The sequence below is a fragment of the Streptomyces sp. NPDC002867 genome (assembly GCF_053591895.1).
Window position 1 is genome coordinate 1 of sequence record NZ_JBSFUR010000049.1, and the last position, 23,899, is coordinate 23,899.

Annotated in this window: 22 protein-coding genes; 11 read left to right on the forward strand and 11 right to left on the reverse strand. The window is 72.0% G+C overall.

Going from position 1 to position 23,899, the window contains the following annotated elements; all coding sequences use genetic code 11:
- Nucleotides 1–118 precede the first annotated feature (118 nt).
- Nucleotides 119–826: a class III extradiol dioxygenase subunit B-like domain-containing protein gene (locus ACWD0A_RS29570; protein WP_451303011.1), complete on the reverse strand. Its 708-nt coding sequence runs from the start codon at nucleotides 824–826 to the stop codon at nucleotides 119–121.
- 300 nt (nucleotides 827–1,126) lie between these two features.
- Complete coding sequence (gene miaB, locus ACWD0A_RS29575; protein ID WP_451303013.1) at nucleotides 1,127–2,617, reverse strand: tRNA (N6-isopentenyl adenosine(37)-C2)-methylthiotransferase MiaB; 1,491 nt, start codon at nucleotides 2,615–2,617, stop codon at nucleotides 1,127–1,129.
- A gap of 227 nt (nucleotides 2,618–2,844) precedes the next feature.
- Here miaB and ACWD0A_RS29580 point away from each other — a divergent pair, with 227 nt between their 5' ends.
- Nucleotides 2,845–3,843: a TAXI family TRAP transporter solute-binding subunit gene (locus tag ACWD0A_RS29580; protein WP_451303015.1), complete on the forward strand. Its 999-nt coding sequence runs from the start codon at nucleotides 2,845–2,847 to the stop codon at nucleotides 3,841–3,843.
- Nucleotides 3,844–3,900: 57 nt separating this feature from the next.
- Here ACWD0A_RS29580 and ACWD0A_RS29585 read toward each other — a convergent pair whose 3' ends face one another.
- Both ACWD0A_RS29585 and ACWD0A_RS29590 read right to left on the reverse strand, forming a co-directional pair.
- Nucleotides 3,901–5,295 carry a sensor histidine kinase gene (locus ACWD0A_RS29585; RefSeq protein ID WP_451303017.1) on the reverse strand — a complete coding sequence of 465 codons (1,395 nt, stop codon included), beginning with the start codon at nucleotides 5,293–5,295 and terminating at the stop codon, nucleotides 3,901–3,903.
- Between the two features lie 15 nt (nucleotides 5,296–5,310).
- Nucleotides 5,311–6,018: a response regulator transcription factor gene (locus tag ACWD0A_RS29590; RefSeq protein ID WP_307717695.1), complete on the reverse strand. Its 708-nt coding sequence runs from the start codon at nucleotides 6,016–6,018 to the stop codon at nucleotides 5,311–5,313.
- Between the two features lie 308 nt (nucleotides 6,019–6,326).
- Here ACWD0A_RS29590 and ACWD0A_RS29595 point away from each other — a divergent pair, with 308 nt between their 5' ends.
- The 8 genes from ACWD0A_RS29595 to ACWD0A_RS29630 all read left to right on the forward strand — a co-directional run bounded on the left by ACWD0A_RS29595 (nucleotide 6,327) and on the right by ACWD0A_RS29630 (nucleotide 12,546).
- The gene (locus ACWD0A_RS29595; protein WP_451303019.1) at nucleotides 6,327–7,109 is read left to right on the forward strand and encodes an amino acid ABC transporter ATP-binding protein; all 783 of its coding nucleotides are present in this window, start codon (nucleotides 6,327–6,329) and stop codon (nucleotides 7,107–7,109) included.
- A gap of 51 nt (nucleotides 7,110–7,160) precedes the next feature.
- A complete protein-coding gene (locus ACWD0A_RS29600) occupies nucleotides 7,161–8,000 on the forward strand; it encodes a glutamate ABC transporter substrate-binding protein (RefSeq protein ID WP_451303021.1) in 840 nt (279 codons plus the stop codon).
- A gap of 74 nt (nucleotides 8,001–8,074) precedes the next feature.
- Nucleotides 8,075–8,743 (forward strand): amino acid ABC transporter permease, encoded by a 669-nt coding sequence (locus ACWD0A_RS29605; RefSeq protein ID WP_451303023.1) that lies wholly within the window; start codon nucleotides 8,075–8,077, stop codon nucleotides 8,741–8,743.
- On the forward strand, nucleotides 8,740–9,645 hold the full coding sequence (locus ACWD0A_RS29610; RefSeq protein WP_451303025.1) for an amino acid ABC transporter permease: 906 nt from the start codon (nucleotides 8,740–8,742) through the stop codon (nucleotides 9,643–9,645). Before ACWD0A_RS29605 ends, ACWD0A_RS29610 begins: the two co-directional genes overlap by 4 nt.
- A gap of 175 nt (nucleotides 9,646–9,820) precedes the next feature.
- Nucleotides 9,821–11,416, forward strand: coding sequence for an FAD-dependent monooxygenase (locus ACWD0A_RS29615; RefSeq protein WP_451303027.1), 1,596 nt, complete (start codon nucleotides 9,821–9,823; stop codon nucleotides 11,414–11,416).
- Nucleotides 11,417–11,463: 47 nt separating this feature from the next.
- Complete coding sequence (locus tag ACWD0A_RS29620) at nucleotides 11,464–11,535, forward strand: putative leader peptide (protein WP_309544753.1); 72 nt, start codon at nucleotides 11,464–11,466, stop codon at nucleotides 11,533–11,535.
- 67 nt (nucleotides 11,536–11,602) lie between these two features.
- Nucleotides 11,603–12,163, forward strand: a complete 561-nt coding sequence (locus ACWD0A_RS29625; protein WP_451303029.1) for a cysteine dioxygenase — start codon at nucleotides 11,603–11,605, stop codon at nucleotides 12,161–12,163.
- Nucleotides 12,160–12,546 (forward strand): rhodanese-like domain-containing protein, encoded by a 387-nt coding sequence (locus ACWD0A_RS29630; protein ID WP_451303031.1) that lies wholly within the window; start codon nucleotides 12,160–12,162, stop codon nucleotides 12,544–12,546. The genes ACWD0A_RS29625 and ACWD0A_RS29630 overlap by 4 nt, the downstream gene beginning before the upstream one ends.
- Before the next feature lie 16 nt (nucleotides 12,547–12,562).
- Here ACWD0A_RS29630 and recX read toward each other — a convergent pair whose 3' ends face one another.
- From recX to ACWD0A_RS29650, 4 genes are all read right to left on the reverse strand, one after another.
- Nucleotides 12,563–13,132, reverse strand: a complete 570-nt coding sequence (gene recX, locus ACWD0A_RS29635; RefSeq protein ID WP_451303033.1) for a recombination regulator RecX — start codon at nucleotides 13,130–13,132, stop codon at nucleotides 12,563–12,565.
- Between the two features lie 3 nt (nucleotides 13,133–13,135).
- A complete protein-coding gene (gene recA / locus ACWD0A_RS29640; RefSeq protein ID WP_177151699.1) occupies nucleotides 13,136–14,260 on the reverse strand; it encodes a recombinase RecA in 1,125 nt (374 codons plus the stop codon).
- 233 nt (nucleotides 14,261–14,493) lie between these two features.
- Nucleotides 14,494–15,654, reverse strand: a complete 1,161-nt coding sequence (locus tag ACWD0A_RS29645) for an AI-2E family transporter (RefSeq protein ID WP_451303071.1) — start codon at nucleotides 15,652–15,654, stop codon at nucleotides 14,494–14,496.
- Nucleotides 15,655–15,838: 184 nt separating this feature from the next.
- Nucleotides 15,839–16,033: a DUF3046 domain-containing protein gene (locus ACWD0A_RS29650; RefSeq protein WP_451303035.1), complete on the reverse strand. Its 195-nt coding sequence runs from the start codon at nucleotides 16,031–16,033 to the stop codon at nucleotides 15,839–15,841.
- A 79-nt stretch (nucleotides 16,034–16,112) separates the two neighbouring features.
- On the opposite strand from ACWD0A_RS29650, the gene ACWD0A_RS29655 reads away from it, so the two are divergent.
- Entirely contained in the window at nucleotides 16,113–17,048 is a 936-nt protein-coding gene (locus ACWD0A_RS29655; RefSeq protein WP_451303037.1) for a hypothetical protein, read from the forward strand.
- A gap of 82 nt (nucleotides 17,049–17,130) precedes the next feature.
- On the opposite strand, the gene ACWD0A_RS29660 is transcribed toward ACWD0A_RS29655, so the two are convergent.
- From ACWD0A_RS29660 to ACWD0A_RS29670, 3 genes are read right to left on the reverse strand one after another with little or no spacing between them, the layout of a single operon-like run.
- A complete protein-coding gene (locus ACWD0A_RS29660; protein WP_451303039.1) occupies nucleotides 17,131–17,439 on the reverse strand; it encodes an AzlD domain-containing protein in 309 nt (102 codons plus the stop codon).
- Nucleotides 17,436–18,260 carry an AzlC family ABC transporter permease gene (locus ACWD0A_RS29665; protein WP_451303041.1) on the reverse strand — a complete coding sequence of 275 codons (825 nt, stop codon included), beginning with the start codon at nucleotides 18,258–18,260 and terminating at the stop codon, nucleotides 17,436–17,438. Before ACWD0A_RS29665 ends, ACWD0A_RS29660 begins: the two co-directional genes overlap by 4 nt.
- 10 nt (nucleotides 18,261–18,270) lie before the next feature.
- Entirely contained in the window at nucleotides 18,271–19,143 is an 873-nt protein-coding gene (locus ACWD0A_RS29670) for a helix-turn-helix domain-containing protein (RefSeq protein WP_451303043.1), read from the reverse strand.
- Between the two features lie 89 nt (nucleotides 19,144–19,232).
- Here ACWD0A_RS29670 and ACWD0A_RS29675 point away from each other — a divergent pair, with 89 nt between their 5' ends.
- Complete coding sequence (locus ACWD0A_RS29675) at nucleotides 19,233–23,858, forward strand: ATP-dependent helicase (protein ID WP_451303045.1); 4,626 nt, start codon at nucleotides 19,233–19,235, stop codon at nucleotides 23,856–23,858.
- Nucleotides 23,859–23,899 lie beyond the last annotated feature (41 nt).

Below are 23,899 nucleotides of genomic sequence, written 5' to 3' on the forward strand. Positions count from 1 at the left end.
GCGGGGCCGCCCCCCCACCGGGCCCCCTCGGGCCCCCCCCCCCCGCCGCCCCCCCCCCCCCCCCCACCTCCCGCGGGCGGCGCGGTCGCCGCTCCGCGGCCGTCGGCGCTTGTTCGGGTCAGGACCAGGTGGCGACGAAGTAGCCCACCCCGTACGGCGCGTCCTCGTAAAGCAGACGCCCTTCCAGCCCAGCGCCCTCGGCAGCGCCCGCGAGCACCTGCCAGGGGGCACGGCCGGCGGCCTTGAGTTCCCGGGCCAGCGCCGCGTCCAAGGCCGTCAGCGCCTCGGTGTCCGCCGCGCCCAGCGCCCGCGCGGCCTCGCGGTCGAAGCCCTCCGCGCGGGCGTCGAGATAGCCCGGGGCCTTGAGCGTCCGGCAGGCGCTCCCGTCGCCCATCACCAGCATCGCCACCCGCTCGCTCCGTGCGGCGGCCTCGCGGCCGGCGGCGGCGCAGCGGTCACCGGCGAGCCGGTCGTCGACGCCGAGGCCCTCGACCGGAGAGGCGGCCCAGTGCGCACGTTCCAGCAGCCATGCCGCCACGCAGAGCGAGGGGGGCAGCTGCCGCTCCTGGCCGGGGCCCTCCCCCAGGCGTACGGACAGGTCCTCGCCGAAACTCCGGAAGGAGCCGTGCGCGCCGGCCGGGTACGTGCCGCTTTCGGACCCGGCTGCCGGTCCCACCACGAGGAGCAGGCCGGGCCTGGCGGCGGCCAGCACTCCCAAGGCGTCGGAGCACGCTTCGCGGGCTGCGTCGAGTTCGGGCGCGGCTCCGGCAGCGATGTCGGGCACCAGAAGGGGCGGACAGGGGCACACGGCGGCGGCGACAAGCATGATCGGCAGCCTAGTGCGTGGTCACGCCACGGGTCGCCGCCCGGCGCGCCCCCCTTGTGGGAGGCGCCGGTCCGCCGTCCCCTCCGTTCGGCTGCACCCACCGCCCCTGCGTACGCGGGCGCACCAGCCCCTGTCCCTGCGCCCGCAGATCGCTGCCGGCCGGCACGCGCGCGTCGTGCGTGTACCGGACACGAGCGAGGCGGCCTGCTGGTCGGCCCGCGGACGCGTCCGGCTCACGGGAGTCGATCCGCGGCACGCGCGCGTGCCGGACGCGAGTCCGTCGGGGGCCCGGCGAGCGGGTCAGTCGCAGCCGCAGCCCGGCGCAGCCGCGGCCGGCAGTGGTTCCGGGGCGCCGATCTTCGGCAGGCCGAGCATGACGCCGGCCGGCTTCGCGGCCTCGGCCGCGTTGCGCTTGGCCCACGCGTCGCCCGCGCGGGTGCGGCGCACGGCCGTCACCGCGCCCTCCGCGAGCAGGTGGTGCGGAGCGGCGTAGGTGATCTCCACGGTGACGACGTCACCGGGGCGCACCTCGGTGTCCGGCTTGGTGAAGTGCACGAGGCGGTTGTCGGGGGCGCGGCCGGAGAGCCGGTGCGTGGCGCCGTCCTTGCGGCCCTCGCCCTCGGCCACCATGACCTCGAGCGTGCGGCCGACCTGCTTCTTGTTCTCCTCCCAGGAGATCTCCTCCTGGAGGGCGACCAGGCGCATGTAGCGCTCCTGGACGACCTCCTTGGGGATCTGGCCCTCCATGGTCGCCGCGGGTGTGCCGGGGCGCTTGGAGTACTGGAAGGTGAAGGCGTTGGCGAACCGGGCCTCGCGCACGGTGTGCATCGTCTGCTCGAAGTCCTCCTCGGTCTCGCCGGGGAAGCCCACGATGATGTCGGTGGAGATGGCGGCGTGCGGAATGGCGGCGCGCACCTTCTCGATGATCCCGAGGAAGCGGTCCTGCCGGTACGAGCGGCGCATCGCCTTGAGGATCGTGTCCGAGCCCGACTGCAGCGGCATGTGGAGCTGCGGCATCACGTTCGGCGTTTCCGCCATGGCCGCGATGACGTCGTCCGTGAAGTCGCGCGGGTGCGGTGAGGTGAACCGGACGCGCTCCAGGCCCTCGATCGTGCCGCAGGCACGCAGCAGCTTGCTGAACGCCTCGCGGTCGCCGATGTCGGAGCCGTAGGCGTTGACGTTCTGGCCGAGCAGGGTGATCTCGGAGACGCCCTCTGCGACGAGTGCCTCGATCTCGGCCAGGATGTCGCCGGGCCTGCGGTCCTTCTCCTTGCCGCGCAGCGCGGGGACGATGCAGAACGTGCAGGTGTTGTTGCAGCCGACCGAGATCGAGACCCAGGCGGCGTACGCGGACTCGCGGCGGGTCGGCAGCGTCGAGGGGAACGCCTCCAGCGACTCGGCGATCTCGACCTGCGCCTCTTCCTGGACGCGGGCGCGCTCGAGCAGCACGGGGAGCTTGCCGATGTTGTGCGTGCCGAAGACGACGTCGACCCACGGCGCCTTCGTGACGATGGTGTCGCGGTCCTTCTGCGCGAGGCAGCCGCCGACGGCGATCTGCATCCCGGGGCGCCTGGCCTTCATCGGCGCGAGGCGGCCGAGATTGCCGTAGAGCTTGTTGTCGGCGTTCTCCCGCACCGCGCAGGTGTTGAAGACGACTACATCGGCGTCACCGTCGGCGCCCTCGGGCGCGCGGACGTAACCGGCGTCCTCCAGCAGGCCCGACAGCCGCTCGGAGTCGTGGACGTTCATCTGGCACCCGTAGGTGCGCACCTCGTAAGTTTTCGCACTCATCGCGCCAACCAGGGTACGGGGTCCCCGGGCCGCCCCGCCCCTGCCTTTGACGGCCCCGGACGCACGGCCCCCGTCCGCCGCCGGACCGCACCGGCACACGGGCGCCGTCCGCACCGGACGGCCCGGGACACACGGCCCCTGTCCGCACCGGACCGCCTGGGCGTGCGGGACCTGTCCGCCGCGGAGGGGCCTGGCCAGCACGCCCGGTGAGCTGGCAGGATCGCGCCATGTTCCCGGCCGGCCTCCGCATCAGCCGCCGTCGTGCCCTCGCGGGCTCGGCGGCCGCCCTCGTCGCCTTCGGGCTGCTGCTGTGGTGGCTGCTGCCGATCGGGCGGACGTCGCCGAGCGGGGAGCTCACCTTCAGCACGGGGTCGCGCAGCGGCGTCTACCAGCGCTACGGCGTGCTGCTGGAGCAGGCGCTGGCCAAGGACATGCCCGATGTGGAGGTCGACCTGATCACCAGTGAGGGCTCGCAGCAGAACCTCGCGCGCGTGGCGTCCGGCGAGGCGGACTTCACCATCGCCACGGCCGACGCGGTCGCCAAGTACAAGCGGGAGGGTCTGCCCGGCGCCGACAGGCTGCGCGGCTGCGCGCGGCTCTACGACGACTACGTGCATCTGATCGTGCCGCAGAAGTCGCCGGTCTCGTCGGTGGGAGACCTGCGGGGCAAGGTGGTGGGCGTCGGCCAGCAGGGGTCGGGTGTCCGGCTCGTCGCCGACCGGTTGATGACCGCGGCGGGTCTCGATCCGGAGCGGGACATCACGCCCGTCCCCGCCGGGATCGACACCATGCCCGGGCGGCTGGAGAACGGCAGCCTCGACGCGTTCTTCTGGTCGGGCGGCCTGCCCACGAACACCGTCCAGGAACTGTCCGAGCGGTTCGACGTCCGGCTGGTCCCGCTGGAACCGGAGCTCGTCGACAAGCTGCACGCCACGGGCGACACGACCAGCTACTACCGCTCCGCGGTGATGCCGGCGGACGCGTACATGCAGGCGCAGGGCGGGACGGACGTGTCCACCGTGGCGGTCGCGAACCTCCTCGTGACCACGGAACGGACCGACGCGGCGATGACGGAGGGCTTCACGCGGACGGTGATCGACAGCCGCGATCACATCGGCAACACGGTGCACCCGGCCCAGCTGGTGGATCTGCGCACCGCGGTCTACACGGCCCCGTTGCCTCTCCACGAGGGCGCCCGGCGCTACTACCGGTCGGCCAAGCCGTAGCCCGGTCTGCCAAGCCGTAGCCGTCCGGGGACCGGGAGGCGGGCATCACCGCCGGCCTCAGCCGCCCGGCGGCGTGCGCGGCACCCTCACCGTCACGCGCAGGCCGTGCGGCTCGTGGTGGGCGTAGTCGATCGAGCCGCCGCCCGCCATCAGCAGCGCGCGGGCGATGGAGAGCCCGAGGCCCGACCCCTTCACGTTCTGGTGGCGGCCGCTGCGCCAGAAACGGTCGCCGATACGGGACAGTTCCTCGTCCGTCAGCCCCGGGCCGCCGTCCGTCACCACGATCGTGGACGCGGCGCCGTTCGACGCGACGTCGACGGCGACCGACTCCCCGCGCGGAGTGAACTTCAGAGCGTTGTCGATCAACGCGTCCAGGGCACTGGAGAGCGCGACGGGGTCCACCCACGCGGTGACGGGCGCCGTGTCCCCGCCCAGCAGGACTCCCTTCTCCTCCGCGAGCGGCCGCCATGCCGCGACCCGCTCGGCGGCCAGCTCGCCGATGTCGGTCAGCTGGAGGTCGGCGGCGGCGTGCTCGGCCAGCGCCAGGTCCAGGAGATCGTCGAGCACCTGGGCGAGGCGCTTCCCCTCGGTGCGCACCGAGGCGATCTCCTCGTTGCCCTCGGGCAGCTCCAGCGCCAGCAGCTCGATGCGCAGCAGGAGGGCGGCCAGGGGGTTGCGCAGCTGATGGGAGGCGTCGGCGACGAAGGCCCTCTGCTGTTCGAGGACTTCCTCGACGTTGTCGGCCATCTCGTTGAAGGAGCGCGCCAGCCGCCTGAGTTCCGGCGGACCGCCCGCGGCGGCGACCCGCGAGTTCATCCGGCCCGTGGCGATGTCGTGCGTGGCCGCGTCCAGGACGCGTACGGGCCGCAGCACCCAGCCGGTGAGCCGGAACGCGGCGCCCACGGCGAGCAGCATCGCCGCGGACTCACCGGCCGCGATGAGCAGCCAGCCCCGCAGCACGCGTGAACGCAGCTGGCCGGTCGGCGAGTCGGTGAACACGACCGCGACGACGTCCCCGTCCCGGACGACCGGTGAGGCGACGACCAGCCGCTCGCCCCGCTGCCAGGGCCAGACCTGCGGCGGGTCCTGACTGCGCCGGCCGGTGAGCGCCTCCTCGAAGGCCTCGTACCCCTCGCCCTCCCCCGGCAGCGTCCAGGTCTGCGGCGCGCGCGCCATGGAGTCCATCTCGCGGTAGAAGACGCCCGCCCGTATGCCGTACGTGTCGTAATAGCGGTCGAGCTGCTCCTGGAGGGTGGAGCGGCGCTCGTCCCTCACCGACGGCGCCTTCGTGACGAACTGGGCCAGCGCCGCGAAGCGCACGGTGTCGTCGATCCGGTCGACGACGACGCGCTGCTGCTGGGCGGCCGCGATGCTCACGGCCAGCGGGAAGCCGAGCGCGAGCAGCACACCGGCCATGAGCACGATGAGCAGCGGAAGCAGTCGGGTACGCACCGGGAACGGCCGGCCCTACGCCCCGGCGGGCGCGACGAGCCGGTAGCCGACGCCGCGCACGGTCTCGATCAGTGCCGGCATGCGCAGCTTGGAGCGCAGGGACGCGACGTGCACCTCCAGCGTGCGGCCGGTCCCTTCCCAGCTGGTGCGCCACACCTCGCTGATGATCTGCTCGCGACGGAAGACGACCCCGGGCCGCTGCGCGAGCAGCGCCAGCAGGTCGAACTCCTTGCGCGTGAGCTGGACATCCGAGCCGTCGACGCTGACGCGCCGGGTGGGCAGCTCGATGACGACCGCGCCGAGCCGCAGGGCGTCGTCCGTCGATCCCTGCGAGGCGTCGTCGCCCGCTCCGGTGCGCCGGCTGACGGCATGGATACGGGCCAGCAGCTCACCGGTGTCGTACGGCTTGACCACGTAGTCGTCGGCGCCGAGGTTGAGCCCGTGGATGCGGGACCGGACGTCCGAACGCGCGGTCACCATGATCACGGGCGTGGAGGTGAGCTTCCGCAGCTTGCCGCAGACCTGGTAGCCGTCCTGGTCGGGCAGGCCGAGATCGAGGAGCACGACGCCGAACGGCGGCTTGTCGGGGTGGCTGTCGGGGAGCACGGCCCGCAGCGCCTCCTCGCCGTTGCGGGCGTGGACGACCTGGAACCCGTGCCGCGCGAGCACCGCGGACAGGGCAGCGGCGACGTGGTCGTCGTCCTCGACGAGCAGCAGCCTCATGGGCCCCCTACGTTCATGCGTCATGGTCGTACGGTCGGCGACGCGGGATCTTGTGGACGTGAGCGTGACAGGGTATTGGCCCGGCACCTAACAGGGCATGAACGCCGATGCCCCCGCACCGAGTCAAGGGGCATCCTGTTACACAGGGGTTTCCGTTACCCAGCCGGTACCCTGATCACCGCCCTGTTCACGCAGAGTGTCCGATTGCGACCGGATCGTTATGCTCAATTTCCCCTCAGATGTAATGACTGTCGTCGCACTGCGTGCTTAGGGTCCTCTGCAACCGAGGAGGACGGAGCAAGAAGCCGATGAGCGGAGTGTCAGTGACCAAGGGCGACGAAGCCGTACCCGCTGCGGGCGACCTGGTCGTACTGAGCGACGTGAACAAGCACTTCGGCGCGCTGCATGTGCTCCAGGACATCGACCTGACGATCACCCGCGGCGAAGTCGTGGTCGTGATCGGACCGTCCGGGTCCGGAAAGTCCACGCTGTGCCGCACCATCAACCGACTGGAGACCATCGACTCCGGCTCGATCACGATCGACGGCAAGCCGCTGCCCCAGGAAGGCAAGGAGCTCGCACGGCTCCGCGCCGACGTGGGCATGGTGTTCCAGTCGTTCAATCTCTTCGCGCACAAGACCGTGCTGGAAAACGTGACGCTCGGCCAGGTCAAGGTGCGCAAGACGGACAAGAAGGCCGCCGAGGAGAAGGCGCGGGCGCTGCTCGACCGGGTGGGGGTCGGCGCGCAGGCCGACAAGTACCCCGCCCAGCTCTCCGGCGGTCAGCAGCAGCGCGTCGCGATCGCACGGGCGCTGGCGATGGATCCGAAGGTCATGCTCTTCGACGAGCCGACGTCGGCTCTCGACCCCGAGATGATCAACGAGGTTCTCGAGGTCATGCAGCAGCTGGCGCGTGACGGGATGACAATGGTGGTCGTCACCCACGAGATGGGCTTCGCCCGATCCGCCGCGAACCGGGTCGTGTTCATGGCGGACGGCAAGATCGTCGAAGAGGCAACGCCCGAGGAGTTCTTCAGCAACCCGCGCAGCGACCGGGCCAAGGACTTCCTGTCGAAGATCCTTCACCACTGAGTCCTGGATCAGCTGATCCACCACTTCGCGTCAACATAGGGAAGTCACATCATGAAGCTTCGCAAGGTCACCGCCGCTTCGGCCACTGTGCTCGCGCTCACCCTGACGGCCACCGCCTGTGGCTCCGACGACAAGGACAGCGGCTCGGGCGACGGCGGCGACAAGAAGATCACGGTCGGTATCAAGTACGACCAGCCCGGCCTCGGCCTGAAGACGCCGGACGGCAAGTTCACCGGCTTCGACGTCGACGTCGCCAAGTACGTCGCCAAGGAGCTTGGTTACGCCGAGGGCGACATCGAGTTCAAGGAGACGAAGAGCGCCGACCGCGAGACCGCGCTCGACCGCGGTGACGTCGACTTCATCGTCGCCACCTACTCGATCACCGACGAGCGCAAGCAGAAGGTCGACTTCGCGGGCCCGTACCTGCTCGCCCACCAGGACCTGCTGATCCGCGCCGACGACAACGTCACCAAGGGTGACGACCTCAATGGCAAGAAGCTGTGCTCGGTCACCGGCTCCACGTCCGCGCAGAACGTCAAGAAGGACTTCGCCCCGAAGGCCCAGCTCCAGCAGGTCGGCACCTACTCCGAGTGCCTCAACGGAGTCGCGAGCGGCGCCTTCGACGCGCTGACCACGGACGACTCGATCCTGGCCGGTTACGCCTCGCAGGACCAGTACAAGGGCAAGTTCAAGCTCGCCGGCCTCAAGCTGAGCAACGAGAACTACGGCATCGGCGTCAAGAAGGGCGACGCCGAGATGGTCAAGAAGATCAACGCCGCCCTCGAGAAGATGGTCCAGGACAAGTCCTGGGAGGCGGCGGTGAAGGCCAACTTCGGCCCGGCGAACTACCAGAACGAGCCCGCCCCGAAGATCGGCAACATCGTCAAGTGAAGCAGGGCTGACCAGGCGCGCCGCCGCTGACGGCGGCGCGCCGCGCCCTCCTACACGCGGAAGCGCGGGAGATCGTGTTCGACTTTCTTGAAGGTTACGACTTGCTCGGGGCGTTCTGGATGACGGTGAAACTCACCGTCTTCTCCGGTATCGGCTCCCTGGTGCTGGGCACCATACTCGCCGCGATGCGGGTGAGCCCGGTTCCCCTGATGCGTGCGTTCGGCACGGTCTATGTGAACGTGGTCCGCAACATCCCGCTGACCGTCATCATCGTCTTCTCCTCGCTCGGTCTCGCCCATGTCTTCGGCATGACCCTGGGCGCGGCGGACGACTTCGACGCGCTGGCGTTCCGGCTGGCTGTGCTGAGCCTCGCGGCCTACACCGCGGCCTTCGTGTGCGAGGCAGTGCGGTCCGGCATCAACACCGTGCCCGTCGGCCAGGCGGAAGCGGCACGGGCCATCGGCCTGAGCTTCACGCAGGTGCTGACAAGCGTCGTTCTCCCGCAGGCCTTCCGTTCGGTCGTCGGTCCGCTCACCAATGTGCTGATCGCCCTCACCAAGAACACCACGGTCGCGGCGGCCATCGGTGTGGCGGAGGCGGCTCTGCTCATGAAGGAGATGATCGAGAACGAGGCACAGCTCGTGCTCATCTCGGCGATCTTCGCCTTCGGTTTCGTCATTCTGACCCTTCCCACCGGTCTGCTCCTCGGCTGGGTCAGCAAGCGCGTGGCGGTGAAGCGATGACCTCGGTCCTGTACGACGCTCCCGGGCCCCGCGCCAAGCGGCGCAACATCGTCTACACGGTCGCCTTCCTCGTCCTGCTCGCGCTCGGCGTGTGGTGGGCCATCGAGGTCATGGTCGACAACGGACAGCTCGAGTGGTCCTTGTGGAAGCCCTTCACCGAGGCCCAGGCCTGGACGACGTATCTGCTGCCCGGACTCACCAACACGCTGAAGGCGGCAGCGCTGGCGATGGTCATCGCGCTTCCGCTGGGCGCCGTGTTCGGCATCGCGCGGCTGTCCGACCACCGCTGGGTCAGGGTTCCGGCCGCGGTCGTGGTGGAGTTCTTCCGTGCCATTCCGGTCCTCCTCCTGATGCTGTTCGCGAACCAGTTCTACTCGACGTCCACTGACATCAGCAGCGATGTCCGTCCGCTGTACGCCGTGGTCACCGGCCTCGTGCTGTACAACGCGTCGGTCCTCGCGGAGGTCGTACGGGCCGGCATCCTGTCGCTGCCCAAGGGCCAGACGGAGGCCGCCAAGGCGATCGGCCTGCGCAAGGGCCAGACGATGACGACCATCCTGCTCCCGCAGTCCGTGACCGCGATGCTGCCGGCCCTGGTCAGCCAGCTCGTCGTCATCGTCAAGGACACGGCGCTCGGCGGCGCGGTCCTCGCCTTCGCCGAACTGCTCAACGCCAGGGGCACGCTGGCCGCCAACTACGCCAACGTCATCCCCAGCTTCATCGTCGTCGCGGTGATCTTCATCGTCCTGAACCTGATCCTCACGACCTTCGCCTCGTGGCTGGAGCGCCGCCTGCGGCGCGCCAAGCGCAGCACCGGCGCGGTCCTGCCGGCCGAACAGGGCGGCGCCGAGGAGCCGGTTGCCGAGCCGGGCGTGAATCCCGAGGGCGGCCGGACCGTCTGACGGTTCATCGGATGTTCGACCAGTGAGGGGCGGTGGCCATGTGGCCACCGCCCCTCGCCGCACCCCGGTGTCGCTTGACGCAGGCAGCGGCAGTGAGTTGCATACGTTCTGTGATCGCGCACCGGGCTCCCTCCGCACCTCTTCGCACGACCCTTCGCGCCCGAGGAGTCACCTCGTGGATCCGGTGATCGTGGTCGGGGCGGGCCCGGTCGGCCTGGCCCTGTCCCTGGCCCTCGCGTCCCAGGGCGTCCCGTCCGTCGTGCTCGACGAGAGCAACGGAAAGGACGAGCCGCGGCCCGCCCGCACCGTCGTCCTGCGCGCGGACACGGCCGCCCTGGTGGAACGACTCGGCTGCGACACCCTGCGTGAAGAGGGCGTCCGCTGGACGGGCTGGCGGTCGATGCGGCGCAGGCAGGAGGTGCGGCACCTGCCTCTCGGCGACGGCCTCACGCCCGCTCCGCTGCACATCCCGCAGCACGCGCTCACCCGCGGCCTGCGGAACGCGGTCACCGAGCAGCGCCTCGTACGGCTCGTCACCGACAGCCGCCTCGACTCGCTGGAGCAGGACGGCAGCGGCGTCACCGCGCACAGCCGCGGGCCCTCGGGCACCTGGTGGCGGGGCAGTCATCTCGTCGGCTGCGACGGCGCCAGGTCGACGGTCCGCAAGCTCCTCGGCATCCGCTTCCCCGGCCGTACGGCGGTGGAACGCCATGCGGTGGCCGCCCTGCGCACCGAACTCCCGTGGTCCGGCGAGGCGTTGCTGCACCGCCGTCCGCCGTGGCCGTCGGGGGGCGACGAGGTCGTCGCGCGCCCCCTGCCGGACGGCGTGTGGCGCCTGGACTGGCTGCTGCCGCCGCGCGGCGAACTGGTCACCCCGGAGGCGCTGGTGGCCCGGGTGCGGGACACCCTGGCGGGCTGGTGCGGCAACACCCCGCCGTACGAGCTGATCGACACCGGCGTCTACACCCTTCACCACCGGCTGGCCCGCCGCTGGCGCGTCGACCGGGCCTTCCTCGCCGGCGATGCAGCGCATCTGCTCGGTGCCCTCGGCACGCAGGGGGTCGACGAGGGGCTGCGGGACATCGGCAACCTGGCCTGGAAGCTGGCGCAGGCCTGGCACCACGGACCCTCCGACACCCTGTTGGACAGCTACCAGGACGAGCGCCGCACCGCCGTCGCCGCACGGCTTCGCGCCGCCGACCAGTCGCTGCCGATACTGCGCAGCGGCAGCGGTCTGCGGACCTACCTGCCCGGAGCAGCGCGTGGCCACGACACGATGCTCACCGACGGCCACCTCGGTCAGGGCGCGCTCGGCGCGCCCCCCGTCTACGGCCACTCGGTGCTCACGCCCGAGCCGGTGGCCCCGTCGGCCGCGGTCGCCACCGAGGCGGGTGCCCCCGTCGAGGACGTGCGGGTGACGGCTCCTGACGGCACGGCCGCACGTCTGGGGGACCGGCTGGGGCGAGGCCGCCTCCTCGTCGTCCTCGTCGCGCCGGGCACCGGCGTGTGGGACCGGCGGCACTGGGTGAGCGCCGGAGTGATGCCGAGGCTGGCGGAGGCCGTCGCCGGGCTTCCGGTCCCGGCGGAGCTGCTGGTGACGGAGAGCTATCCGGGCGCGGCGGCGCACACGGTGCTGCTCGTCCGGCCGGACGGGCATCTGGCGGCCGCGTTCGCCGGTGTACGGCCCGCCGACCTGTACGCGGCGGCGGACACGGTCCGCGGCGGCGCACCGTCCACGGCTCGCACCGGCCGCACTGCGGACATCAATTGACCCTCGCGGGTGCACATGGTGTACTCCGGAGCGTGACCGACACCGATGTGCGCCTGTGGCGGAGGGTCCATATGGACCTCGTCCGCTACGCGGGCTGCGTGTGTCGCCCGTCCTGCTGAATCGCCTTCCCCGCGCCGTGGCCTGCTGTGCCCGCGCGCTCTCCAGCGAACTTCCAGGACGGTATCCGTGTCCCACCCTGCTCCCGCATCCGCTGTCACCTCGTCTCCGCGCCCGGCCGACGCCCTCGAGCCGGGCGGGCCGACCGCCGCCGAGCTGCTCGACTTCGTACAGCGCGCCGCCGCCGACAAGGAACTGATCGCCTCCCTTCCGCGCGACCCCGAGGGCCGCACCTGGCTGCGGCTGGACGGTCCGCGCGGGAGTGAGGCCTGGTTGATCGGCTGGCCGCCCGGCACCGGTACCGGCTGGCACGACCACGCCGAGTCCCTGGGTGCGTTCGCCACCGCCGAGGGGCAGCTGACGGAGCACTCCCTGGCCGTCCGGCTTCCGGCGAGCGGCTGGAAGACCCTCGAACTGAACGACGGCGTGGACCGCGTGCGCCACCTGGGGGCGGGCCGGGCACGCGCCTTCGGACAGCACCACGTGCACGAAGTGCTCAACGAGTCGTCCACCGTCCACGCCGTCTCCGTGCACGCGTACTATCCGCCGCTCCCGCTGATGCGGCGTTTCAGCCGGTCGGGCGCGGTGCTGCGGCTGGAGCAGCTCGAGCGTCCGGAGGACTGGCAGTGAGTGAACACCCTGGCATCGACGAGCTGTTGGAGCGCATACGGGAAGGGCTGGTGCGCGTCGGGCCGCGGGAGGCATACGAGGCGGCCGAGCACGGAGCGCTCCTCGTGGACATCCGCTACCAGGCGCTGCGCGAGCGGGACGGGCTGATCCCCGGCGCGCTGGTCGTGGAACGCAACGAGCTGGAGTGGCGGCTCGACCCGCAGGGCAGCCACCGCGCGCCGGAGGCGACGGGGCACGACCTGCGGATCGTGGTGATCTGCAACGAGGGCTACGCGTCCTCCCTCGCCGCGGCCTCACTGCACCAGCTCGGCCTGCACCGCGCCACGGACCTGATCGGAGGCTTCCAGGCGTGGCGTGCGGCCGGCCTGCCGGTCGCGACGTAGGTCCGGACCCCGCCGGCTAGAACGCCGTGTCGTCCAGGTCCTCGGTGTCCTCGCCCTCCTCCTCGAGGGCGCGCTTGACCACCCTGAGCGCCATGCCTTCGGGATATCCCTTGCGGGCGAGCATCCCGGCGAGGCGCCGGAGGCGGCGGTCGCGGTCGAGGCCACGGGTGGCGCGCAGTTTGCGCTCGACCAGCTCCCGTGCCGTCGCCTCCTCCTGGTCCGCGTCGAGCCGGCCCACCGCCTCGTCGATCAGCGTGGCGTCGACGCCCTTGGTCCGCAGCTCACGGGCCAGCGCCCGGCGGGCGAGGCCACGGCCGTGGTGCCGCGACTCCACCCAGGCGCCGGCGAAGGCGGCGTCGTCGATCAGCCCCACGTCCTCGAAACGCGAGAGGACCTCCTCGGCCACCTCCGCGGGGATCTCCCGCTTGTGCAGCGCGTCCGCCAGTTGCTTGCGGGTGCGGGGCGTCCCGGTGAGCAGGCGCAGGCAGATCGCCCGCGCCCGCTCCCCCGGATCCTGGGGCGGCAGCGCCTGCTCGGCCCTCGACGAGTCGGCGCTGTCGCCCGGCCATTCGGTACGCCGGGCCATGGATCAGCCCTTGGCCGCCGCCGTCTTGGCCGACTTCGCCTTGGAAGCCGGTGCGGGGACCGACTTCGCCGCGTCCTCGGGCGCCGCCGCGCCTGCCGCGTCGGCGCCGGGCTCGGCCTCCGGCGCCTCCGGGCGGACACCGACGCCCAGCTTCTCCTTGATCTTCTTCTCGATCTCGTTGGCGAGGTCGGGGTTGTCCTTCAGGAAGTTGCGCGCGTTCTCCTTGCCCTGTCCGAGCTGGTCGCCCTCGTACGTGTACCAGGCGCCCGCCTTGCGGACGAAGCCGTGCTCCACGCCCATGTCGATCAGGCCGCCCTCGCGGCTGATGCCCTGGCCGTAGAGGATGTCGAACTCGGCCTGCTTGAAGGGCGGCGCGACCTTGTTCTTGACGACCTTGCAGCGGGTGCGGTTGCCGACGGCCTCGGTGCCGTCCTTGAGCGTCTCGATACGGCGGATGTCGATACGCACCGACGCGTAGAACTTGAGCGCGCGGCCACCGGTCGTGGTCTCCGGCGAGCCGAACATGACGCCGATCTTCTCGCGGAGCTGGTTGATGAAGATGGCCGTCGTCTTGGACTGGTTGAGCGCGCTGGTGATCTTCCGGAGCGCCTGGCTCATCAGACGCGCCTGCAGACCGACGTGCGAGTCGCCCATCTCGCCCTCGATCTCCGCCCGGGGCACCAGGGCGGCCACCGAGTCGATGACGATCAGGTCGAGCGCGCCGGAGCGCACGAGCATGTCGACGATCTCCAGCGCCTGCTCGCCGTTGTCCGGCTGGGACAGGATCAGGTTGTCGATGTCGACGCCGAGCTTCTTCGCGTACTCCGGGTCGAGCGCGTGCTCCGCGTCCACGAAGGCCACGGTGCCGCCGGCCTTCTGGGCGTTGGCCACCGCGTGGAGGGTCAGGGTCGTCTTACCGGAGGACTCGGGGCCGTAGACCTCCACCACACGGCCGCGGGGAAGGCCGCCGACGCCGAGGGCGACGTCGAGCGCGGTCGACCCGGTGGGGATGACCTCGATGGGCTCGTTCGGCCGCTCGCCCAGACGCATCACGGCGCCCTTGCCGAATTGCCGTTCAATCTGTGCGAGCGCGGCGTCGAGCGCCTTCTCGCGGTCGGTTCCTGCCATGGGTTCCACCCGATTTGCTTGAGTCGATCGCTTCACGTCAAAGACGCTAACCCCTGCCACTGACAATGGGCCCCGCCGTCCCTCCAGCCTGTGGATAACTCACGGGATTCCGCCGAGATCCGGGCCGGAACCCCATGAGAATGGATGTTCGATTTTGGTGTCAAGCGCACCACCCGTCGGCGCGCCCCCGCCCGGCGGCACAGCTCCAGGGTCCTCCGGCCATCCGGCGCAGGTCACGCCTCCGGCGAGCTTCCCGGGCCGGACGCATCCGTGTCCCGTGCCACCCGGCCGCGCCGCAACGCGCCCCGGATCTGGGCGAGCGCCCGGCTCGCGCGTGGCCGGTGGTGTCCGTGCACACGCGGGTCGTCGGTCACGTCGTACCGCCGCACGTAGGCACCGAGGAACGCCTGGAGCGTCGCGATCGCAGGGATCGCGATCAGCGCGCCGACCGCCCCCAGCAGCGCCGTCCCCGCCACCACCGAACCGAAGGCGACCGCCGGATGGATGTCCACGGTCTTGGCCGTCAGCTTGGGCTGCAGCACGTAGTTCTCGAACTGCTGGTACACCACGACGAACCCGAGCACCCACAGGGCGTACCAGGGGTTCTCGGTGAACGCGATCAGCATCGGCAGCGCGCCCGCGAGGTAGGTGCCGATGGTCGGGATGAACTGCGAGACGAGGCCGACCCACACCGCGAGAGCGGGAGCGTACGGCACCCCCAGGATCTCCAGGAGGACGAAGTGGGCGGCGCCGGAGATCAGCGCCATCAGTCCGCGCGAGTAGAGGTACCCGCCGGTCTTGTCGACCGCGATCTCCCAGGCGCGCAGCACCTCGGTCTGCTTGGCCGGCGGCAGGACCGAGCACAGCGCGCGGCGCAGCCGCGGTCCGTCGGCCGCGAAGTAGAACGAGAACAGGAAGATCGTCAGCAGCTTGAACAGCCCGCCCAGCACGGTCGCCGAGACGTCGAGCACTCCGCTGGCGCTGTTCTGCACGTATTTCCGCAGCCAGTCGGAGCGCAGCAGACTGTCCTGCACCTCGACCCGGGACAGCTCGGTGTGGAAGATGCCGTTGATCCAGCGGATGACGGAGTCGAGGTACTTGGGGAAGTCCTCGACCATGTCGATGATCTGCCCGGCCAGCATCGAGCCGAGCAGAACGACGAAGCCGACTCCCACCACCAGCACCGCGATGAAGACCAGGAACGTGGCGAGCCCGCGGCGCATACCGCGCGCGGCCATGCGTCCCACGGCCGGCTCCACGGCGAGCGCCAGGAAGAACGCGATCAGGATGTTGATCAGCAGCCCGATGAGCTGGTGGAAGGCCCAGCTGCCGAGCTGGAAGCAGGCGTAGAGCGCGAGCGCCAGCACCATGGCGCGGGGCAGCCAGCGCGGCATGCGGACGGGACCGCCGTTCCCGCCGGCCGCGGTCGGCGGGGGCGTCCCGGGCGGTGTGGTGGGGGCGGCGGTGGTGTCCCGCGCGGTCGCGTCCGCGGCGGTCTCGTTCTGGGCGTTCCTGTCGGTCCGGTCCACCAAACAAGTGTCCCGTACGCCGGTGACAGGGGGTGGTCCGCCCGGTGTCTCAGCGCTTGTCGGCGGGGATGTCCATCGCGGCGCAGACCCCGCGCCACACGTCCTTCGCCTCCCAGCCCGCGGCCAGCGCCTCATGCACCGTGCGGCCGTCGAGTTCGGCCATCACATGATCGCGTGCGAAGGAGTCGGCGTAGGCCGCGCCGAAGTGGTCGGCCATCCGCTCCCAGAAAATCGTCAACCGCATGCCCCCAGTATCCCGCCCCTGAGAGTGCAGCCCTGCCCGTCGGGCTTGCCTGAAGCCCTTTCCGCCCTACCGTCGGAACATGGCTGGAACCGGAGCAACCCATGAGGCCCCTCTCGCGTCTCCGCTCGCCCGCGCCGAGCACTTCATCTGGCTGACCGCCCGTGTCCTCGAACAGCGGCGGTTCGCGTACCACTTCCTCGGCGGCGGCTCGGACGCCGTCGAGACGGCTCTCGCCGCGTACCTCAACGAGGACGGCGGCTACGGCCACGCGCTCGAACCCGATCTGCGCGGCCCTGTCAGCCAGCCCCTGCACACGGCGCACGCCCTTCGGGTGCTGGCCTCCATCGGCCGCTGCGGCGGTCTGCGCGTGGAGCGGATCTGCCGCTACTTCACGCAGGTGTCGACATCGGACGGGGCGCTGCCTGCCATCCACCCGTCCCAGCGCGGATATCCGGCCGCGCCGTTCCTCCAGATCGTCGACGACCCGCCGAGCGAACTGCTGGCGACCGGCCCGGTCGTGGGCCTGCTGCACCGCAATCAGGTGTGGCACGCCTGGCTGTTCCGGGCCACGGACTTCTGCTGGGCGGCCGTCGACGCCCTGGACAAGTCCCATCCGTACGAGATCGAGGCGGCGGTCGCCTTCCTGGACAGCGCCCCGGACCGTTCACGCGCCGAGGCCGCCGCCGACCGGCTCGGCCGGATGGTCCGCGAACAGCGACTGGTCGCGCTCGATCCCCGCCGGCTCGACGACCAGCCGGTGGCGCCGGGCTACGCGCCCGGCGAGCACCACTTCCCGCACCACTACGCGCCCACGCCGACATCCCTGGCCCGCCGCTGGTTCACGGACGAGGAAATGGCCCTCTCCCTGGAGCACCTGGCGGCGCAGCAGGAGCCGGACGGCGGATGGCCGATCACCTACCGCGCGTGGGCGCCCGGGACGGCGCTGGAGGCCCGGCCGCTGGCGACCGTCGAGGCGTTGCGGACCCTCCAGGCGTACGGCCGTCCCATCGGATGATCCACCGGGCCCCTCCCCGGCGGAGCGGCCGGCCCCGGCGCGCAAGCGCGGGTGACGACGACGCCCACGCGCGCGTGGGCGCTCAGCCCCCGAGCGCCCGTACGCCCGCCGTGACCGCCACGGCCGCTCCGACGACGACCAGGAAGGGGGCGCGCAGTACGAGGGCGACGGCTGCGGCGCCCAGACCGGCCGCCCGTGCGTCGAGGACGAGAGTGTGCCCGACGCTGAAGGTCTGCTGTGCGGTGAGCGCGGCCAGCAGGGCTACGGGCAGCAGCGCGGCCAGCCGCTGCACGAGCGGACGTTCCAGGGTGTCGGCGGGCACCAGCAGGCCGACGAGTTTGACGAGGTAGCAGCCGGCGGCGGTCGCCGCGATCGCGATCCAGACGCTCAACGGTCCTCTCCCTTCCCACGGGCCGTACGCGCCGGCCCGTCGGCCTTTCCTCCGTCGTGTCCGCGGCCGGTGACCCGGTCCGGCCGACCGATCGCACGGCCCTTGAGCCACAGCACGGCGGGCGCGGCCAGCGCCGCCACCAGCACCGGCACTCCGGCGGGCAGGACGGGCAGGAATCCGAGTCCGAGCACGACCGCGAGCCCGGCCACCGCGCGCTCGGTGGCCGTGCGCAGCATGGGTGCGAGCAGGGCGAGGAAGACGGCGGGCCCGGCCGCGTCCAGTCCCCACGCGCCGGTGTCGCCGATGGCCTCGGCGCCCAGCGCCCCGAGGAGCGTGGTGAGGTTCCACAGCACGTAGAGGGTGAGCCCGGTGACCGTGAAGCCGATGCGCACACTGCGCCGCGTGGGCTGTGCGAGGGCGACGGCGGTGGTCTCGTCGATGACCCAGTGGGCGGCCAACGGCCGCAGGAAGCGGGGCAGGGCGAGCAGCTGGGACAGCCTCAGCCCGTAGAAGGCGTTGCGCACGCCGAGGAAGAACGCGCCCGCGGCGGCGGCGAACGGGTTGCCGCCCGCGGCGATGGCGCCGACGAGCGCGAACTGCGAGGCGCCGGTGAACACCAGCAGACTGAGCGCGCAGGTCTGCAGAAGAGTGAGACCGGATCCCGCCGACGTCACGCCGAAGGCGAATCCGGACAGGCCGACGGCGATCCCGACGCCGAGTGCGTCCCGGACGACGGCCGAGTCCGGTTTGGTCACTCCCTGCGGCCCGGATCCCGGTGCCGCGGTCGCGGATATCTCTGGGTGAGCTGTCTGTTCTGCCACGTCAGGGACGTTACGCAGGCTTCCGGTGAGGCGTCTTGTACGTTCTTGCGCGTTCGCGCCGGTAGGCCCCGGGAGGCACGCCCACGATCCGGGTGAAGTGACGGTTGAGATGCGGCTGGTCGGTGAAGCCGACGGCGACGGCCGCCTCGGCCGGCGCCGTCCCGGCGTCCAGCAGGTGGCGGGCGCGGCGCACGCGCGCGTCCGTCAGCCAGGTGTGCGGCGGCAGCCCGTACGCGGACTTGAACGCGCGCAGGAGCGCGAAGGGACTGGTGCCGAGTTCCTGCGCGAGCTCCTCCAGGGACGGCGGCTCGGCCATCCGCTCCTCCAGGAGCTGTCGGGCGAGCTCCGCGGTGCGGGCCCCGGAGGCGAGCGGCGCGCGAGCGGGCAGCGCGCGGCCGTGGCGCCGCAGCAGCCGCGCGACCGCGATGCGCAGCACGCTGTCGGCCGCGAGCGCGTTGCCCTGTTCGGCGGCGCAGTGCACCTCGTGCACCAGGCGGGAGGTGTCCGGGTCCTCGACGATCGTCTCCGCGAAGCCGGCCGTGCCGCGCAGGGTGGTCACCTCCTCGGCGATCGTCGCGACCAGCTCGGACGACGGGTAGAGGGTCGAGTACACCCAGCCCTCGGGGACCCCCGCCTTCGCCGAGTGGGGCACCTCAGGGTTGATCATCACCACGGTGCCCGGCCTGGCACTGATCGTGCCGTCCGGCATGAGCACGTCCTCGATGCCGCGGCGAACGGCGCCGAGGACGAAGCCCTCGTGCGTGTGCCGGGTGAAGGAGTGACGCACATAGCGGGCCTGCAGCAGGTCCAGACCCGGTACGCCGGGGTACTGCCAGTGCCGCGCCCACTCGTCCTTCCGGTCCGGTGCCGCGTCGCTCTCCATACGGCAATTCTGCGCCGCCGGCCCGGCCCCTGACCTGCCCGTCCACGTCCTGGACACGGTTGTCAGTGGTCGGGTGCACGATGGGGGGCATGGCCAGGACTGCGCTCGACTCCTTCTCCCCCGCGACCCGAGGCTGGTTCACGGGGGCGTTCAGCGCGCCCACCGCCGCGCAGGAGGGGGCCTGGCAAGCCATCGGGGAGGGCTCGGACGTCCTGGTCGTGGCGCCGACCGGCTCGGGCAAGACGCTCGCCGCCTTCCTCGCCGCCCTCGACCGGCTCACGTCCACACCGCCGCCCGCGGAGACGAAGAAGCGCTGCCGCGTGCTGTACGTGTCTCCGCTCAAGGCGCTCGCGGTCGACGTCGAGCGCAATCTGCGCAGTCCGCTCACGGGAATCCGGCACGAGGCGGTGCGGCTGGGCCTGCCGGAGCCCGAGGTGCGGGTCGGCATCCGTTCCGGTGACACCCCGGCCGCCGAGCGCCGGTCGCTGGTCTCACGGCCGCCGGACATCCTCATCACCACGCCCGAGTCGCTGTTCCTGATGCTCACCTCCTCCACGCGGGAAGCCTTGTCGGGTGTCGAGACGGTCATCCTGGACGAGGTCCACGCCGTGGCGGGCACCAAGCGCGGCGCGCACCTCTCCGTGTCCCTGGAGCGTCTCGACGCTCTGCTGCCGCGCCCCGCGCGCAGGATCGGCCTGTCCGCGACGGTGCGCCCGGTCGACGAGGTCGCCCGTTACCTGTCGCCGCAGCGCAGGGTCGAGATCGTCCAGCCGCCCTCCGGCAAGGAGTTCGACCTCTCGGTCGTCGTCCCCGTCGAGGACCTCGGCGAGCTCGGGGGCTCGCCCGCAGCCGACGCGTCCGAGGGGCCCGGGGAGAGGCCCTCGATCTGGCCGCACGTCGAGGAGCGGATCGCCGACCTCGTCCAGGCCCATCGCTCGACGATCGTCTTCGCCAACTCCCGCCGCCTCGCGGAGCGTCTGTGCAACCGGCTCAACGAGATCGCCTACGAGCGTGCTACGGGTGCTCCTCTGCCGGAGGACGGGCCTCCGGCAGAGATCATGGCGCAGTCCGGGGCAGCCCAGGGCGCCCCGCCGCTCCTGGCCCGCGCCCACCACGGCTCGGTCTCCAAGGAGCAGCGGGCCCTGGTCGAGGAGGACCTCAAGGCGGGGCGGCTGCCCGCCGTCGTCGCCACCTCCAGTCTGGAGCTGGGCATCGACATGGGCGCGGTCGACCTGGTCGTCCAGGTCGAGTCACCGCCCTCGGTCGCCTCCGGCCTCCAGCGCGTCGGTCGCGCGGGACACCAGGTGGGCGCCGTCTCCACGGGTGTCGTCTTCCCCAAGTACCGCGGCGACCTGGTGCAGGCGGCCGTGGTCACGGAGCGGATGCGCACGGGCTCCATCGAATCGCTGCGCGTCCCGGCCAATCCCCTGGACGTGCTGGCCCAGCAGCTCGTGGCCATGGTCGCCATGGACACGTGGCAGTTCGACGACCTGCTGGCACTGGTCCGCCGTGCTGCGCCGTTCGCCTCGCTGCCCGAGTCGGCGTTCACCGCGGTCCTCGACATGCTCGCCGGGCGCTATCCGTCGGACGCGTTCGCCGAGTTGCGCCCGCGCGTGGTGTGGGACCGCGTGGCGGGCACGGTGACCGGCCGGCCGGGCGCGCAGCGGCTCGCCGTCACCTCCGGCGGCACCATCCCCGACCGTGGCCTCTTCGGGGTCTTCCTCGCCGGTGCCGACCCCAAGAAGGGCGGCGGCAGGGTGGGAGAGCTCGACGAGGAGATGGTGTACGAGTCCCGAGTGGGTGACGTCTTCACCCTGGGCACCACGTCGTGGCGGATCGAGGACATCACCCGGGACCGGGTGCTGGTCTCGCCCGCCCCCGGCCTCCCCGGCCGCCTCCCCTTCTGGAAGGGCGACCAGCTCGGCCGCCCGCTGGAGCTGGGCCGCGCGGTCGGCGCGTTCCTGCGCGAGGTCGGCGGGCTGGCGCCCGACGACGCCCGACTGCGCCTGGTGGCGGCGGGTCTGGACGCGTGGGCGGCGGACAATGTGCTGGCGTATCTCGACGAGCAGCGCCGGGCCTGCGGCCATGTCCCCGACGACCGCACGATCCTCGTGGAGCGTTTCCGGGACGAGCTGGGCGACTGGCGCGTGGTGATCCACTCGCCGTTCGGCGCGCAGGTCCACGCGCCCTGGGCGCTGGCGCTGGGCGCCCGCCTCGCCGAGCGGTACGGCATGGACGCACAGGTCATGCACGCGGACGACGGCATCGTGCTGCGGCTGCCCGACGCCGACCTGATGGGACTCGACCTGCTCGATCAGGACCCGGTCCACGTGGACACGGCGTACGACAGCGAGCAGGCACCGGTGGGAGCCGCGGACACGGTCTTCGACAAGGGCGAGATCAGCCAGATCGTGACCGACCAGGTTGGCGGCTCGGCCCTGTTCGCCTCGCGGTTCCGGGAGTGCGCGGCCCGCGCGCTGCTGCTGCCGCGGCGCAATCCCGGCAAGCGCACGCCGCTGTGGCAGCAGCGCCAGCGTGCGGCTCAACTGCTCCAGGTGGCGAGCGAGTTCGGCTCGTTCCCGATCGTCCTGGAAGCGGTCCGCGAATGCCTCCAGGACGTGTTCGACGTCCCCGGGCTCACCGAGCTCATGGGCGACATCGAGTCGCGCCGGGTCCGCCTGGTCGAGGTCACCACCCCCGAGCCCTCGCCGTTCGCCCGCTCCCTGCTCTTCGGCTACGTGGCCCAGTTCCTCTACGAGGGCGACTCGCCGCTCGCCGAGAGGCGCGCGGCGGCCCTATCGCTGGACTCCCGGCTCCTGGCCGAGCTGCTGGGGCAGGCCGAGCTCCGGGAGCTGCTCGACGCGGACGTCCTGACGGAGCTGGAGCGTGAGCTGCAGTGGCTGACTGACGACCGGCGGGTCAAGGACGCCGAGGGCGTCGCCGATCTCCTGCGCGTTCTCGGGCCCCTCACTGATGCGGAGCTGGCCGAGCGCGGTGGCGACCCGGACTGGCCGCAGGAGTTGGCGGCCGCACGCCGCGCCATCCGCGTCCGTATCGCGGGCGCCGACCACTGGGCCGCGGTCGAGGACGCGGGCCGGCTGCGCGACGCCCTGGGCACCGCGCTGCCCGTGGGTGTCCCCGAGGCTTTCACGGAGCCGGTCAAGGACCCCCTCGGTGACCTCCTCGCCCGTTTCGCGCGGACGCACGGACCGTTCACCTCGGCCCAGGCGGCGGCCCGCTTCGGAATGGGGCCGGCCGTCACGGAGGGCGGCCTGGCCCGTCTCGCCGCGTCGGGGCGCGTCGTCCAGGGCGAGTTCCATCCCGCGGGCATCGGACAGGAATGGTGCGACGCGGCCGTGCTGCGCCGTCTGCGCCGCCGCTCCCTGGCCGCGCTCCGGCACGAGCTGGAGCCGGTCCCGCCCGCCGCGCTCGCCGCGTTCCTCCCCCAGTGGCAGCACATGGGCAGCAACCGGCTGCGCGGCATCGACGGGCTGGCCCGCGCCGTCGAGCAGCTGCAGGGCGCCGCCGTTCCCGCCTCCGCGCTGGAGAAGCTCGTCCTCCCGTCCCGCGTCTCCCACTACAGCACCACGCTCCTCGACGAACTGACCACCACGGGTGAGGTGGTGTGGGCGGGCGCCGGCGCCCTGCCCGGCAAGGACGGCTGGGTCTCCCTCTACCTCGCGGACGCCGCCCCGCTCCTGCTCCCGCCGCCGCACCCGCTGGAGCTGACGGCCCTGCACGAGTCGGTGCTCGGCGCGCTGTCCGGCGGGTACGGACTGTTCTTCCGCCAGATCGCCGACCAGGTCCGCGCCACCACCCACCCCGACGCCACCGATCCGCAACTCGCCGACGCCGTCTGGGACCTGACCTGGTCCGGCCGGCTCACCAACGACACCCTCGCGCCCCTGCGCGCCCTGCTGGGCTCGGGCCGCACGGCAGGCTCGACGGCCCACCGCGCCAAGCGGACGGTGCCCCGCGGCCGCTACGGCACCCTGACGGCGACAGCCCGCCCCACCTCCCGCTCCGGCCCGCCGACCGTGAGCGGCCGCTGGTCCCTGCTGCCGGCCGCCGAGCCCGAGCCGACCCACCGGGCGCACGCTCTCGCCCGCACCCTGCTCGACCGCCATGGAGTGGTGACCCGCGGCGCGGTGGCCGCCGAGGGCGTGGAGGGCGGATTCTCCGCGACGTACCGCATCCTGTCGGCCTTCGAGGACAGCGGGCAGGCCCGTCGGGGCTACGTCGTCGAGGGCCTCGGAGCCGCCCAGTTCGCGATGGACGGCGCGGTCGACCGGCTGCGCGCCGCCTCCAGCGCCCGGGACCGGGAAGAGGGGCAGGCGGCACCCCGCGCGGTCGTCCTGGCCGCCGCCGACCCGGCGAACGCGTACGGGGCGGCGCTGCCCTGGCCCGAGCCTCCCGAGGGCGCCGGGCACAAGCCGGGCCGCAAGGCCGGCTCCCTCGTCGTCCTGGTGGACGGCGAGCTGACGCTCTACATGGAACGCGGCGGAAAGACGCTGCTCTCCTGGGTGACGGACCCGGAGGCTCCGGCTCTGCACGCGGCGGCCGCCGCCCTGGCCTCGGCGGCCCGCGAGGGCGCGCTGGGCACGGTGACCGTGGAGCGGGCCAACGGCTCTCCGGCCCTCACCTCATCCCTGGGCCGCGTCCTGGAGACCGCCGGGTTCCACGCCACACCGAGGGGGCTGCGCCTGCGCCCGTGACCCACGCACCGGCGTACGTCCGGACCAGCGCCCGTGGCCCA